General features: G+C 67.7%; 16 protein-coding genes. 9 read left to right on the top strand and 7 right to left on the bottom strand.

What is annotated here, in order from left to right; genetic code table 11:
- Positions 1-747, top strand: a 747-nt coding sequence (locus tag F3J14_RS27545) for a flagellar hook-length control protein FliK (RefSeq protein ID WP_211080394.1), incomplete at its 5' end; no start/stop codon positions are given.
- Between the two features lie 34 nt (positions 748-781).
- Here F3J14_RS27545 and F3J14_RS27540 read toward each other — a convergent pair.
- On the bottom strand, positions 782-2,422 hold the full coding sequence (locus F3J14_RS27540) for a GMC family oxidoreductase N-terminal domain-containing protein (protein WP_166725649.1): 1,641 nt from the start codon (positions 2,420-2,422) through the stop codon (positions 782-784).
- 720 nt (positions 2,423-3,142) lie between these two features.
- On the opposite strand from F3J14_RS27540, the gene F3J14_RS27535 reads away from it, so the two are divergent.
- The gene (locus tag F3J14_RS27535; RefSeq protein ID WP_166725648.1) at positions 3,143-4,585 is read left to right on the top strand and encodes a coniferyl aldehyde dehydrogenase; all 1,443 of its coding nucleotides are present in this window, start codon (positions 3,143-3,145) and stop codon (positions 4,583-4,585) included.
- A gap of 73 nt (positions 4,586-4,658) precedes the next feature.
- On the opposite strand, the gene F3J14_RS27530 is transcribed toward F3J14_RS27535, so the two are convergent.
- From F3J14_RS27530 to F3J14_RS27520, 3 genes are all read right to left on the bottom strand, one after another.
- On the bottom strand, positions 4,659-5,681 hold the full coding sequence (locus tag F3J14_RS27530) for a serine/threonine protein kinase (protein WP_211080393.1): 1,023 nt from the start codon (positions 5,679-5,681) through the stop codon (positions 4,659-4,661).
- A gap of 58 nt (positions 5,682-5,739) precedes the next feature.
- On the bottom strand, positions 5,740-5,952 hold the full coding sequence (locus F3J14_RS27525; protein ID WP_014895745.1) for a hypothetical protein: 213 nt from the start codon (positions 5,950-5,952) through the stop codon (positions 5,740-5,742).
- 102 nt (positions 5,953-6,054) lie between these two features.
- On the bottom strand, positions 6,055-6,327 hold the full coding sequence (locus F3J14_RS27520; RefSeq protein WP_166725639.1) for a hypothetical protein: 273 nt from the start codon (positions 6,325-6,327) through the stop codon (positions 6,055-6,057).
- 363 nt (positions 6,328-6,690) lie between these two features.
- Between F3J14_RS27520 and F3J14_RS27515 the strand changes: the two genes are divergently transcribed.
- A complete protein-coding gene (locus tag F3J14_RS27515) occupies positions 6,691-7,572 on the top strand; it encodes a DMT family transporter (RefSeq protein ID WP_166725646.1) in 882 nt (293 codons plus the stop codon).
- A gap of 299 nt (positions 7,573-7,871) precedes the next feature.
- Positions 7,872-8,057: a hypothetical protein gene (locus tag F3J14_RS27510; protein ID WP_006753009.1), complete on the top strand. Its 186-nt coding sequence runs from the start codon at positions 7,872-7,874 to the stop codon at positions 8,055-8,057.
- 117 nt (positions 8,058-8,174) lie between these two features.
- On the opposite strand, the gene mgrA is transcribed toward F3J14_RS27510, so the two are convergent.
- Positions 8,175-9,218 carry an L-glyceraldehyde 3-phosphate reductase gene (gene mgrA / locus F3J14_RS27505; RefSeq protein ID WP_166725645.1) on the bottom strand — a complete coding sequence of 348 codons (1,044 nt, stop codon included), beginning with the start codon at positions 9,216-9,218 and terminating at the stop codon, positions 8,175-8,177.
- Between the two features lie 184 nt (positions 9,219-9,402).
- Between mgrA and F3J14_RS27500 the strand changes: the two genes are divergently transcribed.
- Entirely contained in the window at positions 9,403-9,609 is a 207-nt protein-coding gene (locus tag F3J14_RS27500; RefSeq protein ID WP_006753007.1) for a DUF3185 family protein, read from the top strand.
- A 173-nt stretch (positions 9,610-9,782) separates the two neighbouring features.
- On the opposite strand, the gene F3J14_RS27495 is transcribed toward F3J14_RS27500, so the two are convergent.
- Complete coding sequence (locus F3J14_RS27495) at positions 9,783-10,556, bottom strand: phytanoyl-CoA dioxygenase family protein (RefSeq protein ID WP_166725644.1); 774 nt, start codon at positions 10,554-10,556, stop codon at positions 9,783-9,785.
- Between the two features lie 353 nt (positions 10,557-10,909).
- On the opposite strand from F3J14_RS27495, the gene F3J14_RS27490 reads away from it, so the two are divergent.
- Entirely contained in the window at positions 10,910-11,251 is a 342-nt protein-coding gene (locus F3J14_RS27490) for a hypothetical protein (RefSeq protein WP_166725643.1), read from the top strand.
- Between the two features lie 110 nt (positions 11,252-11,361).
- On the opposite strand, the gene metK is transcribed toward F3J14_RS27490, so the two are convergent.
- On the bottom strand, positions 11,362-12,549 hold the full coding sequence (gene metK, locus F3J14_RS27485; RefSeq protein WP_006753004.1) for a methionine adenosyltransferase: 1,188 nt from the start codon (positions 12,547-12,549) through the stop codon (positions 11,362-11,364).
- A gap of 265 nt (positions 12,550-12,814) precedes the next feature.
- Between metK and F3J14_RS27480 the strand changes: the two genes are divergently transcribed.
- The 3 genes from F3J14_RS27480 to F3J14_RS27470 all read left to right on the top strand — a co-directional run.
- Positions 12,815-13,699, top strand: a complete 885-nt coding sequence (locus F3J14_RS27480; RefSeq protein WP_166725642.1) for a lipid A biosynthesis lauroyl acyltransferase — start codon at positions 12,815-12,817, stop codon at positions 13,697-13,699.
- Positions 13,700-13,941: 242 nt separating this feature from the next.
- Positions 13,942-14,811, top strand: a complete 870-nt coding sequence (dapF, locus tag F3J14_RS27475; protein WP_166725641.1) for a diaminopimelate epimerase — start codon at positions 13,942-13,944, stop codon at positions 14,809-14,811.
- Between the two features lie 37 nt (positions 14,812-14,848).
- Positions 14,849-15,382 (top strand): DUF484 family protein (locus F3J14_RS27470; RefSeq protein ID WP_166725640.1); only part of this gene is annotated, 534 nt, incomplete at its 3' end.

Below are 15,382 nucleotides of genomic sequence, written 5' to 3'. Positions count from 1 at the left end.
ACGTCCGCATCGGCCGCCGCCGCACCGCTGACGCCGAAAGTCCCGACCTTCGACCGCACGCTTGCCGACGCGAAAAGCGCGCTCGCAACGCAGCCGACGCCCACGCAAGCCACCGCCCAGGCGCTGCAGGCGAGCGCCACCGGCCAGCCCGCCGCGCATGCGCTCGCGGCCACCGAGGAAGCCGCCAGCCCGGCCGCCGACGCATCGGTCGCTGCCGCCGCAACGGCTGCGGCAGCCGCCCAAGCGAACCTGCAGGCATCGCCCGCCGCCAGCTCGGTCGCCGCGGCCAATGCCCATGTGCTGGCCCCGCATGTCGGCACCGCCGACTGGACCGACGCGCTGAGCCAGAAGGTTGTGTTCCTGTCGAATGCGCATCAGCAGAGCGCCGAGCTGACGCTGAACCCGCCGGATCTCGGCCCGCTGCAGGTCGTGTTGCGTGTCGCGGACAATCACGCGCATGCGCTGTTCGTCTCGCAGCACGCTCAGGTGCGCGACGCGGTGGAAGCCGCGCTGCCGAAGCTGCGCGAAGCGATGGAAGCGGGCGGGCTCGGCCTGGGCAGCGCGACCGTCAGCGACGGCGGCTTCGCGTCGCAGCAGCAGAACCCGCAACAGAGCTTCGCCGGCGGCCGGCCGTCGCCGCGCGCACGCGCCGGATCGTCAGCCGCCGACGCACCGGTCGACGCTGCGCAATCCGCAGCGGCCGGCGCGACCGTGAGCCGCGCGGGCCTCGTCGATACGTTCGCCTGAGCATCGTGCCGCTCGCGTGACGGTGCATGGCCGCTCAGCGGCCGTGCACCGCCGCGGCCGCCTCGCCGCGCGGCACCGCGCCCTTGCGCGTCGCGACGATGAAGTCCGCCGCGCGTTCGCCGATCATCACCGACGGCGCATTCGTGTTCCCGCCGATCAGCGTCGGCATCACCGACGCGTCCACCACCCGCAGCCCGTCGACACCCCGCACGCGCAGTTGCGGATCCACGACCGCGCGCGCATCCGAACCCATCCGGCAGGTGCCGACCGGGTGATAGATCGTGTCGGCGTGCGCGACGATCGTCGCGCGCAGCTCGGCTTCGCTCTGGTCCGCCCGCGTGTACAGCTCGCGCCCGCCTTGCGACGCGAGCGGCGTTTGCGACAGGATCCGGCGCATCGCCTGCGCACCGCGCACGAGCAGGTCGAGATCGCGCGTATCGCTGAAGAAGCGCGGATCGATCAGCGGCGCGTCGCGCGCATCGCCGCTCGCGAGGGCCACCGTGCCACGGCTGAACGGGCGCAGCGCGCACACGTGCAGCGAATAGCCGAAGCCCCAGTGCATCTTGCGGTTGTGGTCGTCGACCAGCGCCGTGCAGAAATGCAGCTGCAGGTCCGGTCGATCGAGCGACGGGTCGCTCTTGATGAAGCCGCCGGCCTCCGCGACGTTGCTCGTCATCATCCCCGTGCGGCTCGAGAAATAGCGCGCGAGCGCCGGCGTCATCTTTGCGATGCCGCGCAGGCAGATGCCGACCAGCTCCGACGAATTCACGCGCGTGTTGATGATGAAATCGATATGGTCGATCAGGTTGGCGCCGACGTCCGGCGCGTCCTGCACGATCGCGATCCCGTGCCGGCGGAGCTGCTCTGCCGGACCGATCCCCGAGCACATCAGCAGCTGCGGCGAATTGAACGCGCCGGCCGACAGAATCACCTCCGCCCGCGCGCCAAGCGTCTCGACGCGCCCGTCGCGCGACACCACGACGCCGACCGCGCGCTTGCCGTCGAAGCCCACGCGCAGCACCGTCGCATCAGTGATCACATGCAGGTTCGGCCGGTTGCGGCCATAGATATACGCACGCGCGACGCTGCAGCGCGAGCCGTCGCGATGCGTGACCTGATAGAAGCCGACGCCTTCCTGCGTCGCGCCGTTGAAATCGTTGTTCAGCGGATAGCCGGCCGCGTGCGCGGCCTGGATGAATCGTTCGGAGAACGGATTGCGAAAGCGCAGATCGGAAACCGTCAACGGGCCGTCCGCGCCGTGCCATGCATCGGCGCCGCGCTCGTTGCCTTCCGCGCGGCGGAAATACGGCAGCACGTCCTGCCAGCCCCAGCCCGTTGCGCCAAGCTGTGCCCACTCGTCGTAGTCACCCGGATGGCCGCGCGTGTAGATCATCGCGTTGATCGCGCTCGAGCCGCCCATCCCGCGCCCGCGCGGCTGGTAGCCGCGACGGCCGCCGAGGCCCGGCTGCGGCACCGTCTCGTAACCGTAGTTCGTGCCGAGCTTGAACGGCACGAGCGCCGCGATCCCCACCGGCATGTTGACGAGCAGGTTGCGCTCGGTGTGCGAGCCGGCCTCGATCAGCGCGATCGTCGCGTCGGGGCATGCATCGGCGAGGCGGCTGGCGAGGCTCGAGCCGCCCGACCCGCCGCCAACGATGATGTAGTCGTATTGCATGTCACGTCTCCTTCGTGTCATGAACGGCGCGCGGCGCGGCCGGCTCCCGCTTGTAATGTTCGGGCATTGTAGGAATGGCCGTCGCGCGCGCGGCACGCCGATTCAAGAGCGATTCCTCTAAACGCCCGCGTGAACTAAATTTAAGATGTATCGATTGATGCGACGCGATGCACCGGCCGCCAGAAGCCGCGCTGTCGCGAAACTGGGGAGACGACGATGCAGCGCGACGTTCTGCAGGCCGCGTGCCGACCGGGTGGTCCGGACGCACCGCGCGCGGCCCGCATTTCATTTCAAACGGACGCCCGGACGGTGGCGACCGGCACCGTGCGCGCGGCCGGTCGAAATCGAACGACGCCACGTGTCGCCGACCGTTTGGACGGCTTGTCGAATGAGCGACCCGACCTGCCGGTGCGACGGTCGCCACGCGCATCGCGCAGCCCCGTTTCGGTGCGCGCACAAGCGCCCGCAGCGCGCCATCGCGCAGCAGCCGGAAATCGCATCCGGCCGCACATGCGCATCGTACAACCCCGTTTTCGGACGCGAACACCGTCGCGCGAATGCGACGCTTGCCGCACGCTGCACCCCGTTTTCACCCGCGCATCGCATCCGGCCCCGCGCCGCGCGACGCGCGCCACCCTGATCCGCCCCGCCACGCTCGCCGAGCGCTCACGTGCGGCCTGACTGCTGGCCGACGTGCCACGCCCAACTGGAGGAGACGATATGAAGAACGACCTGCCCGAACTGGCCCCGCAAGCGCTGCCGTCGGTCGATGCGCTGACAGCGCTGCTGCGCGACCAGCGCGCGGCCTACCTGCGCGCGCCCTATCCGGAGTGGGACACCCGCGCGCAGCATCTGCGCGCGCTGCGCACCATGCTGCTCGATCACGCGGATGCACTCGCCGACGCGATCAGCGCCGACTTCGGCCACCGCGCGAAGCAGGAAGTGCTGCTGTCGGAAATCTGGATGGCGAAGGAAGAGATCGACGACGCGCTCAAGCACGGCAAGCGGTGGATGAAGCCGATCAGCAAGCCGATGAACAAGTGGCTGCGCCCGGCGCGCGCGAAGGTGCTGCCGCAACCGCTCGGCGTGGTCGGCATCGTCGTGCCGTGGAACTATCCGATCCTGCTCGCGGCCGGGCCGCTGATCTGCGCGCTCGCGGCCGGCAACCGCGCGATCATCAAGATGTCCGAACTGACGCCGCGCACGTCGGCGTTGTTCGAGCAATTGATCGCCAAGACCTTCTCGCGCGACCACGTCGCGGTCGTGAACGGCGATGCCGAGATCGGCGCCGCGTTCAGCGCGCTGCCGTTCGATCACCTGCTATTCACCGGCTCGACGCATGTCGGCCGCCACGTGATGCGCGCCGCGGCCGCCAATCTCACGCCCGTCACGCTCGAACTCGGCGGCAAGTCGCCGGCGATCATCGGCCCGAATGCGCGCTTCGATGCCGCAGTCGACGCGATCATCGGCGGCAAGACGCTGAACGCGGGCCAGACCTGCATCGCGCCCGACTACGTGCTGCTGCCGCGCGGGATGGAAGGCGCGTTCATCGAGCGCGCGCGGGCGCGCTTCGCCAAGCTGTATCCGCACCTCTCGACCAACGGCGACTACACGACGATCGTGTCGCCGCGCCATTACGCGCGGCTGCAGCAGCTTGCGACCGACGCGCAGGCGGCCGGCGCGCAACTGCATCCACTGTCGGACGCGCAGTCCGATCCCGCATCGCGCCGCTTCGTGCCGTGCGCGGTCACGCACGTGCCGGCCGCGTCGCAGCTGATGCAGGAGGAAATCTTCGGGCCATTGCTGCCGCTCGTGCCATACGAGCGGCTCGACGAGGCGATCGCGTACGTGAATGAGCGCCCCCGCCCGCTCGCGCTGTACCTGTTCGACGAGGATGGCGGTACGGTCGACCGCGTGATGCGCGAAACGATCTCGGGCGGCGTGACGGTCAACGACGCGCTGATGCACATCGCGTGCGGCAGCTTGCCGTTCGGCGGCGTCGGCGCGAGCGGGATGGGTGCGTATCACGGCTACGACGGCTTCGTGACGTTCTCGAAGATGAAGCCCGTGCTCACGCAGGCGCGCCTGAATACCCGCGGGCTGATCGCGCCGCCTTACGGCAGGCGCTTCGCCGCGGTGATCAGGATGATGCTGAAGTTCTGAGCGATGCGGGCCGCGCGCAATGCGTGGCGGCCCGCTCTGAACATGCCGCGCGGCGACGCTGCCGCGCGCGCCGTCACACGGGCCAGAGCGGCCCTTCCTGCATCGCGCCGATCTGCTCGCGCAGCTCGAGTACGCGTGCTTCCCAGTAGCGACGCGTGTTGAACCACGGGAACGCGGCCGGAAACGCCGGATCGTCCCAGCGGCGCGCGAGCCAGGCCGCGTAGTGGATCAACCGCAGCGTGCGCAGCGCTTCGACCAGATGCAGCTCGCGCGGCTCGAATTCGCAGAAGTCCTCATAACCGGCGAGCAGGTCCGCGAGCGCGCGCGACGCGCCTTCGCGATCGCCCGGCAGCAGCAGCCACAGGTCCTGGACCGCCGGTGCCATCCGGCTGTCGTCGAAGTCGACGAAATGCGGCCCCGCGTCGGTCCACAGCACGTTGCTCGGATGGCAATCGCCGTGCGTGCGCAGCAGGCGGATTTCGCCCGCACGCTCGAACGCGGCCTCGACGCCTTCCAGCGCGAGCGTGACCGCCGTCTCGTACGCAGGACGTACATCGTCGGGAATGAAATCGTGTGCGAGCAGGTAATCGCGCGGCTCGTAGCCGAAGGTGCGGATGTCGAGCACCGGACGCGCGACGTAAGGCTGCGTCGCGCCGACCGCATGAATGCGGCCGATGAAGCGGCCAAGCCATTCGAGCGTGTCGCTGCGGTCGAGATCGGGCGCGCGACCGCCGCGCCGCTCGAAGATCGAGAAGCGGAAGCCGTCGAACGCGTGCAGCGTGCGGCCGTCGAAGCCGCTCGCGGGCACCACCGGAATCTCGCGCGCGGCAAGTTCGGCGACGAACGCGTGTTCTTCCAGGATCGCGTCGTCCGACCATCGCTCGGGCCGGTAGAACTTCGCGACGACGGGCGGGCCGTCTTCGATGCCGACCTGGTAGACGCGGTTCTCGTAGCTGTTGAGGGCGAGCAGGCGCCCGTCGGTGCGCAGCCCGGCCGGCATCAGCACGCTGTCGAGCGCGTCGAGCACGCACTCGGGCGTGAGGCCGGCGAACGGCGGGCCGGCGGGAGCAGCGGGGGCGGAAGTGGCGTCTTTCATGCCCCGCATTGTGCCGTCAGCCGCGCCGAAACACGAGCGTCCGATGCGGCGCGCGTGCTCAGTGAACCGCGGCGCCGGCCGGCAGCACGGATTCGCCGGTGTCGATCAGGTCCTCGAGAAAGAACGGCTCGGTGTTGAGTTCTTTCGACTCGCCCGGCACGCCCGCGTACCAAGTCACCATGGCCATGTCGCCCAGAACGCGCTGAACGATGCCGCGCGCGCCCTTCGGCACAGCGATATGGGTAGTGCAGACAATCGACCCGACATGCATGATGGTTCCCCACTCTTGAATCTTGAAACCCGGCCCGCTGACGAGCCGGCAAATGCACGATCCGCGCCGCCCTCGGCGGGGTGTTGCGCGTGATCCCATTGTTCACGGTTTATCGAAGCGCGAAAAGAAGAAGAAGCGGGTGAAGTGCCGCGAATTCGTCGAATGTCTCCAATCAACCACTGCGTCGCGCGTGCGCTTGCACGGGCGGTTACCCCCATCATACCCTGTCGAATGTGACTGTCCGCCGAATCCCGCCGGGCATGCGATCCGCACGCGAATTATCAGATGCTCGCGCTGCGCGCGCTTGGCGACGTGCCCGCTGTCGGCATGGCTGCGCCGGCGCGAACGCAGCGCCACCGCATGACGTTCGCGCACGCAGCCGCGCCTTTGCGCCGACAGTTGCGCCGGATGGCCGCCTTGCGGTACCGTTGAAGCTCATTCGCGTTCAAGCGCATTTCGACACGATGCATCCGTTCACGTCCGCTCTCGCTCAATCCCGGCCGCAGTTCGACTCGCGGCCGCAGGCGTGCGCGCATCCGTCGGTCCTCCCTCCTCCTGTCGCACCGCCGCTCGTCGGCGCCGCGCCGCCCCCGCCGGCGGCACGCGTCGGCTGACCAGCCGGCTTTCGCTTTTTCGTTTTCCATTCGCCCGTTTGCGGCCGTTCGTGCGTCGTCACGCACGGCGCGTTGCTGCGCGCGCGACATGGAACGTATCGATCCGTTCGACAGGTGGATTCACATGGTTTCGTTCAAACGCGCGCTCGCCGCGCATGGCGTGACGTCGCTCTTCGTGCTGCTGTGGAGCAGCGGCGCGATCTTCGCTGAACTCGGTCTGCGTCACGCATCCGCGTTCGTCTTTCTCACCGCACGTTTCGCGCTCGCGTCACTCGTGCTGCTCGTCCTGGCCGTCATGCGCGGCCGCTGGCTGCCGCCGCGCGGCGAGCGGCGCATGGCCGCGCTGACCGGCCTGCTGATGATGGGCGGCTATTCGATCTTCTATCTGCTTGCGCTCGATCAGGGGATCGCACCGGGCGTGCTCGCGACGATCCTCGGCGTGCAGCCGATCGTCACGCTCGCGATGGTCGAGCGGCGCTGGCAACCGATGCGCGTCGTGGGGCTCGGGCTGTCGCTGGCCGGCCTCGCGCTCGTCGTGGGCCGCGGCGTGGGCGGCGCCGGCCTGCCGATCATGGGCATCGCCTGCGCGCTCACGGCGCTCGCCGCGCTGACCGTCGGCTCGCTGCTGCAAAAGCGCGTGCGCGCGGCGCCTGGCGACGTGCTGCCGCTGCAGAACGCAATCGGCCTCGCGCTGTGCTTGGCGATCCTGCCGTTCCGCCCCGTCTCGCTCGATGCGAGCTGGGCGTTCGTCGTGCCGCTGCTGTGGCTCGGCATCGTGATCTCGGTGATCGCGCAGTTGCTGTTCTACCGGTTGATGCAGCGCGGCGACCTCGTCAACGTGACGAGCCTGTTCTATCTCGTGCCCGTCGTCACCACGCTGATGGACGCGGTCTGGCTCGGCAACCGACCGGCGCCGCTCGCGCTCGCCGGCATGGGCGCGATCGTCGCGGGGCTCGTGCTCGTGTTCCGCACACCGGCCACTCGCGCGCAACCCGGTCGCGCGTAAGCGGACAGCCGCCGCACCCGCGGGTGCGGCGGCCCGTATCGAACCCGTACGACGTTTGTGCACAAACGGAAAGGAACGGGAAAGACTCGCGCAAGGCATTCGTCTGACTTCCGGGAAAAATACAGAATTCCCGGAGTTTTCCGCATACTTTTAATGGTTCGGATAGCGAAAAACGCCGCGAGGTTGCCTATACTCGAACTGCCGGCCCCACTCGCAATCGGGTCGGCACACATTAGAAAGCCCCGGCATGGGGCGGGTACAGGCGCGTGCGCCTGCGCCGGCCGACTATGGAGACACGCATGACGACCTATTTCACGATCGGCGACTTCATCCTGTTGATTCCGATGGCGCTGGCCGGCGCGCTATTTCTCGGCGCGGTGCCATGCGCGACCGAATTCCGCCACAACCTGCTGCGCGTGCTCGGCGTCATGCTTGGCGTCGGCGTTGCGGTATTGCTCGTCGAAGGCCTCCCCGCGCTGCTCTAGCGACCCGTTCGCGCACCGGTCACATCGCTGCACCGCAGCGACGTGACGGCTTGCTTGCGTGCGCCGCGATACGGCATGCGATCGTTCGCATCCCGTATCGACTGTCCTTGCTACCTATCAGATCGCCTGATCGGTTGACGGCTTTTCCCACAGATTGATGCCGCCTTCGGTCGCATGGCGATCGATCTCCGCGAGTTCGTCGGCGGAGAACTCGAGGTTCTTCAGCGCGCCGACGTTTTCACGCACCTGCTCCGCGCGGCTCGCGCCGATCAGCGCGGACGTCACGCGGCCATTGCGCAACACCCACGCGAGTGCCATCTGCGCGAGGCTTTGCCCGCGCCGCTGCGCGATGCCGTTGAGCTTGCGCACGTGCTCCAGGTTGTCCGCGCTCAGGTGCTCCTGTTTCAGCGAACCGCCGCCCGGCTTGTTCACCCGCGCATCGGCCGGCACGCCGTTCAGGTATTTCGACGTCAGCAGCCCCTGCGCGAGCGGCGTGAACGCGATGCTGCCCGTGCCGATCTCGTCGAGCGTACCGAGCAGATCCTGCTCGATCCAGCGGTTCAGCATGTTGTACGAAGGCTGGTGGATCAGCAACGGCACCTGGTATTGCGCGAGCAGTTCGGCCATCTCGCGCGTCTTCGCGGCCGAGTACGACGAGATGCCGATGTACAGCGCCTTGCCCTGCCGCACGGCCGACGCGAGCGCGCCGGCCGTTTCCTCGAGCGGCGTGTGCGCGTCGAAGCGATGCGAATAGAAGATGTCGACGTAGTCGAGGCCCATCCGCTGCAGGCTCTGGTCGAGGCTCGCGAGCACGTACTTGCGTGACCCGCCGCCGCTGCCGTACGGCCCCGGCCACATGTCCCAGCCGGCCTTCGTCGAGATCAGAAGCTCGTCGCGATACGGCCGGAAATCTTCCTTCAGCAGCCGGCCGAAATTGGTTTCGGCGCTGCCGTACGGCGGCCCGTAATTGTTCGCCAGGTCGAAGTGAGTGATGCCCAGGTCGAACGCGGTGCGCAGGATGTCGCGCTGCGTGTCGATCGGCGTCGAGTCGCCGAAGTTGTGCCACAGGCCGAGCGACAGGGCGGGCAGTTTGAGCCCGGATTTGCCGCAGGTGCGGTATTGCATGTCGGCATAACGTTCGGAAGCTGCTTCATAGGCCATGGGTCGGTTCCGTCAGGACGTCGGGGAAGGGACGCGCGCCGCACGCGAGCATCGCGCGCCGGCGGCGAAGGAAACACACGACGGCTATGGTAGCGAACGCGGCGCGAGCATGCACGGCAATGGACGCGGCCGCGCACGTCGCCTACACTGCGGCGTCTCGAATCACCGTTACAGCGAGGTTGGTATGTCCCGGGTCATCTCGGTTGCACTGCTCGTCGGCGGCGTCGTGCTGCTGTATTTCGGCGGCCAGTCGTTCCATTCGATCAACGACAACATGTCGCGCTTCTTCACCGGCTCGCCCGCCACGAAGACGATCCTGCTGATCGCAGGCGGCGCCGTCGCCTCGCTGATCGGCCTGATCGGCCTCGCGATGCCGGGCAACAAGCGCTGATCTAGCAGCCGCGCAGCTCGCGACGACTCGCGGCGCGCGGCTCAAAACGAAACGGGCGGCCCAGGCCGCCCGTTCTTCATCCGCCCGCGCGGCCGCAGCGCCGCATCGGGCGACCGGCGTCGGGCGACCGGCAGCGGGCAACCGGCCCGGCTGAATCGCCGTCCGAACCGCTGCTAGAACTGCACTTCCGGCTTCGTCGCCGAACGCGTGCCCGGCACCGGCCGGTTGCTCACCCCGTGATACGTGTAGACGAGCGAGAACTTCACCTGGTCGGAGCGGTTCTGCCCCGCGGAATGCAGCGTGTTGCAGTGGAAGAACACGACGTCGCCCGTCTGGAGCGGCGGGCAGGTTGCCGCATCGATCATCTTGCGGTTCTCCGGCAGGTCGCCGCGGAAGAACTTCGCGTCGTCGAACGCTTCCGGCCCGAATTCGGCCGTGTGCGACCCCGGCACCAGCCAGAGCGCGCCGTTTTCATTCGTTTCCGGCCCGAGCGCGAGCCACACCGACACCATGTCCGCACGTTCGAACGACCAGTAGCGGAAGTCGCGATGCCAGCCCGTCAGGCTCCCGTACGCGGGGTGCTTCGTCATCATGCAGTTGTGATGGGTGCGCGACAGCACCGGCTGCTCGCCGAAGTACTCGCGCATCCACGCGCCGATTTCGGGCGCGATCGCGCGCTCGGCGAACGCCGGATCGCGCCCATAGGCGTCCAGCAGCCGCCGCACCGTATGCCCGCCCGGCGCATGCTTCGAGTCCGGCGCGCCCGGGTAGCGCAAATCCGCCTCGAACTCGATCGGCTCCGCCGCTTCCTGCAACTGGCGCTCCGCGATGCGCTTGAGCGCCGCGCACTGCGCTTCGCTGACGAGGCCGCGCGCGACGACGAAACCACGTTCGCGCAATTCCGCGACTTGCGCGCGGATCGATTCCGACTGCAATGAAGACGACATGGGATGCCAGACGTTTATTGTGTGAATGTAACGATTGTAAATCGGCGCCGGATACCGCGAACAGCACCATTGTCGTGCGCAGGGGCATGCCAATCGCGGATTTGATCGGGATCAAGGGAACTGTACGGCGCGGCGCGAGCCTCAGCGACAGGCGGTATGCGGCGACTCGCTTGCGGCACAAGGGTTTATCGCGACTTTTGCGCGTCATGAATCCCTTGTAGCCTGTCGCGGCCTGTCAATTCTGGCGGGCGCGGCGCGCAACGACTTTCGGTAAGATCCGTTGCGTCATCCGAGGCCGTTCATACCAGTGCGCTCTTCAAGGGCGCCATCCATACAAGCGAAGCATCGTTCACATGCCATTCCGTCTGACTTCCCGTCTCAACCGCGTTGCGAAGCGCGTCGTACCGTCCGCTCCCGCCCGCTCGCTGCGCCATCACCGCGCCCGCACGCAGGCGCTCGCCGAGCACACGCACGCGCACAGCCGGCTGGACGGCATCCGTGCGTGGTTCCACGCATTCTTCTCGATGATGAGCGCGCAGGCGTTCGCACGCCGCGCCGGCCTGCGTTCGCTGCTGCAGAAGCCATCGTCGCTGCGCGCGCTCGCGCTGCGCCGCACGCTCGGCCCGCAGCGCCGCATCAACCGCCCGCGCCGCCTCGCGGCCAGCAACGGATGGTTTGGTTTCAGCGCACGCTGAAACCGCGCCGGCGGGCAATGCCCGCCACGATCGCCGTCATTTCGCCGGCGCTCGACACGCATAAAAAAACCCCGGCATGCCGGGGTTTTTCGTTTTCAGGCGGGCGACGCTTACGCGACGCGTGCCGTCGGCTCCACGCCGGCCGCTTCGGCCAGCACGAGCGCCTTGTCGGTTGCTTCCCACGAGAATTCCGGCTCTTCGCGGCCGAAGTGGCCGTAAGCTGCCGTCTTCTCGTAGATCGGACGCAGCAGGTCGAGCATCTTGATGATGCCCTTCGGACGCAGGTCGAAATGCTCGCGCACGAGCTTCGTGATCACGGCATCCGACACGCGGCCCGTACCGAACGTGTTGACCATCACCGAGGTCGGCTCGGCGACGCCGATCGCGTACGACACCTGGATCAGCGCGCGCGATGCGAGGCCTGCCGCGACGATGTTCTTCGCGACGTAGCGGCCGGCATACGCTGCCGAACGGTCGACCTTCGACGGATCCTTGCCCGAGAACGCGCCGCCGCCGTGCGGTGCGGCACCGCCGTACGTGTCGACGATGATCTTGCGGCCCGTCAGGCCGCAGTCGCCCTGCGGGCCGCCGATCACGAACCGGCCGGTCGGGTTCACCAGGAACTTGATGTCGCCCTTGATCAGGTCGGCCGGCAGCGTCGGCTTGATGATTTCCTCGATCACGGCTTCGCGCAGCGCCGGCAGTTCGATGTCCGGTGCGTGCTGCGTCGACAGCACGACGGTGTCGATCGAATCCGGGCGGCCGTCGACGTAGCGAACCGTCACCTGCGACTTCGCGTCCGGACGCAGCCACGGCAGGCGGCCGTCGCGGCGCAGGCTGGCCTGGCGCTCGACGAGGCGGTGCGACAGGTAGATCGGCAGCGGCATCAGTTCCGGCGTTTCGTCGCATGCGTAACCGAACATCAGGCCCTGGTCGCCCGCGCCTTGATCGAGGTTGTCGTCATGTGCGCGATCGACCCCTTGCGCGATGTCCGGCGACTGCTTGTCGTACGCGACGAGCACCGCGCAACCCTTGTAGTCGATGCCGTAGTCGGTGTTGTCGTAGCCGATGCGCTTGATCGTGTCGCGCGCGATCTGGATGTAATCGATGTTGGCCGTCGTGGTGATTTCACCGGCCAGGACGACGAGACCCGTGTTGCACAGCGTTTCGGCCGCAACGCGGGAATATTTGTCCTGCTCGAGGATGGCGTCGAGAATCGCGTCCGAGATTTGGTCCGCGACCTTGTCCGGATGGCCTTCAGAGACGGATTCGGACGTGAAGAGATAATCGTTTGCCACTTTTTCAGGCTCCTGTGTGGTTACGGTTGGTTTCACGTAGCCAGCTTCGTTGGGCCTGAAGCGGCGACGCTTTAGCGGATTACCAGGACCGGGTAGCGCGCTTCGCGCCAGCCGGCTTCGCCCCGCAAGTTGTCAGTTAACTCGGCGAAGCCCGTATTATAGCGACTTTCGTGAATTGTCACAGAGCCTCGCCCGTGCTGCATCGCCCGCTGTCCATCCCCCTTGTTCGCAACGTGCCGGCCAGCCGGCCCCACGGAGATTCCGCATGCTAGGCCGCCTCGGCACGCATCTCGCCATCGGCTTTCTGAAGCTGCTCGCCCTGCTGCCGTACGGTGTGACCGCACGGTTCGGCGATGGCCTCGGCTGGCTGCTGTACCAGATCCCCAGCCGGCGAAAGCGCATCGTACATACCAATCTGAAACTCTGCTTCCCCGACTGGAGCGACGAACGGCGCGAGGAAGTGGCCGGCCAGCATTTCCGCCATGCGATCCGCAGCTACGTCGAGCGCAGCTATCAGTGGTTCGCGTCGGAACAGGCCTACCGCAAGCTGTTCACGATCGACAGCGAAATCGACCTGAGCGATCCGGACATGCCGCCGACCCTCCTGCTCGGTCTCCATTTCGTCGGCATCGAGGCCGGCTCGATGGCGCTCAATCTCGCGCTCGGCCGTATGTGCGGCTCGCTCTACACGCCAATGAAGAACCCGGAAATCGACGCCGCGGCAAAAGCCGGCCGCAGCCGCTTCGGTGCGGAACTGGCGGGCCGGGCCGACAGCGCGCGTATCGTGCTGCGCTGGCTGCGCGATCGCAAGCCGGTGATGCTCGGCGCGGACATGGACTACGGGCTGCGCAACTCGACGTTCGTGCCCTTCTTCGGCGTGCCCGCCTGCACGCTGACGGCCGTCGGGCGGCTCGCGAAGACGGGCCGCGCGCAGGTCGTGCCGTTCATCGGCGAGGTGCTGCCGAACTACAAGGGTTATCGGCTGAAGGTATTCAAGCCGTGGGATCACTACCCGACCGGCGACGACGATCTCGACGCGCGGCGGATGAACGAATTCCTCGAGGAACAGATCCCGCTGATGCCCGAGCAGTACTACTGGGTTCACAAGCGCTTCAAGACGCGCCCGCCCGGCGAGCCGAGCCTGTACTGACCCCGCCGGGCGACCGCGGGCACGCCGTCATGCGCGCGCCTGCGCGCTCGCCGGCCTCGCCAAGCCCCGCTTCGAGACGCAACACCATTTCGGCGCGATGCCGGCATGGCCGTGCAGGACGCCCCTGTCCGCTGCATGTATCATTTGCGGCTGAGATCAGCACGACGAACGACGCCGCCCGGCACGGCCGCCGGCCGTTCGCTCGTGCTGGCCGCCTTGTTCGCCATGGAATTCCGGACCCAGTGAAACTCTCGTTCACCAAGATGCACGGCGCGGGCAACGACTTCGTCGTGCTCGACGGCTATTCGCGTGCGTTGCCGCCGCTCACCGAAGCGCAGGTGCGTGCGCTCGCCAACCGGCACTTCGGCATCGGCGCCGACCAGTTGCTGCTCGTCGAAAAGCCGACCGTCGACGGCGCGGATTTCAAGTACCGGATCTTCAATTGCGACGGCGGCGAGGTCGAACACTGCGGCAACGGCGCACGCTGCTTCGTGAAGTTCGTCAGCGACCGCGGCCTGACCGACAAGCGCAGCGTGCGCGTGCAGGTCATGAAGGGCCTGATCACGCTGACGCTGCAGGACAACGGCGAAGTCGTCGTCGACATGGGGGCGCCCGTGTTCGCGCCGGCGCAGGTGCCATTTGATGCGTCGGGCCTCGACGGCCGCGCCGAAAGCCGCGACACACTGTGGCCGCTGGACGTCGGCGGCGCGACGCGCTGGATTTCGGCGGTGTCGATGGGCAATCCGCATGCGGTGCAGGTCGTCGACGACGTCGAAGCGTATCCCGTACTGGAAGAAGGCCCGCTCATCGAGCGCCATGCGCGCTTCCCGCAGCGCGTGAACGCCGGCTTCATGCAGATCGTGTCGCGCCACGAAGTGAAGCTGCGCGTGTACGAACGCGGCGCGGGTGAGACGCTCGCGTGCGGCACGGGCGCGTGCGCGGCGGTCGCGGCCGGCATCCGGCGCGGCCTGCTCGATTCGCCCGTGACCGTCCATACGCACGGCGGCACGCTGACGATCGGCTGGGACGGCGCGCGCGACGAAGCCGCCGCGCTGATGATGGCCGGGCCCGCCGCGACCGTGTTCGAAGGCGAGATCGACCTGAACGCCTGACCCTGCAACGTCCTTGATAACTGAACGCGCCAGCCACATGAACGATCGCGAAGTCGCCGACTACCTGCTCGCCAATCCCGAATTCTTCGCGCAGCACGCCGAACTGCTCGCGACGATCCGTCTCGCGAACCCGCACGGCAAGGCCGCGATCTCGCTGCAGGAGCGGCAGATGGAGATGCTGCGCGACAAGAACAAGCATCTCGAGCGCCGGCTCGCCGAGCTCGTGCGCTACGGCCACGAGAACGACAGCCTGTCCGCGAAGTTCAGCCGCTGGACCGCGCGCGTGATCGCGGAACGCGACCCGTACGCGCTGCCGCGCACGATCGCCGAAGGCATCGCCGACGTGTTCGACGTGCCGCAAACCGCGCTGCGCGTGTGGGACGTCGCCGACACCTACGCGCAGGCCGATTTCGCGCGCCAGGTCGGCGAGGAAGTGCGCCTGTTCACGAACGGGCTGTCGACGCCGTACTGCGGCGCGAACACCGGTTTCGAGGCCGCCCAGTGGCTCGCGCCCGCGCTCGCGGCACCGGCCGCGAATGCGGCGGATGGCGCGGAAACCGCGCCGCCGGCA

The organism is Burkholderia sp. Tr-862 (assembly GCF_011753085.1).
Classification (GTDB): domain Bacteria; phylum Pseudomonadota; class Gammaproteobacteria; order Burkholderiales; family Burkholderiaceae; genus Burkholderia; species Burkholderia ambifaria.
Note: the sequence above shows the minus strand (reverse complement) of the source record. Positions and strands in the feature narration are given on the sequence as shown.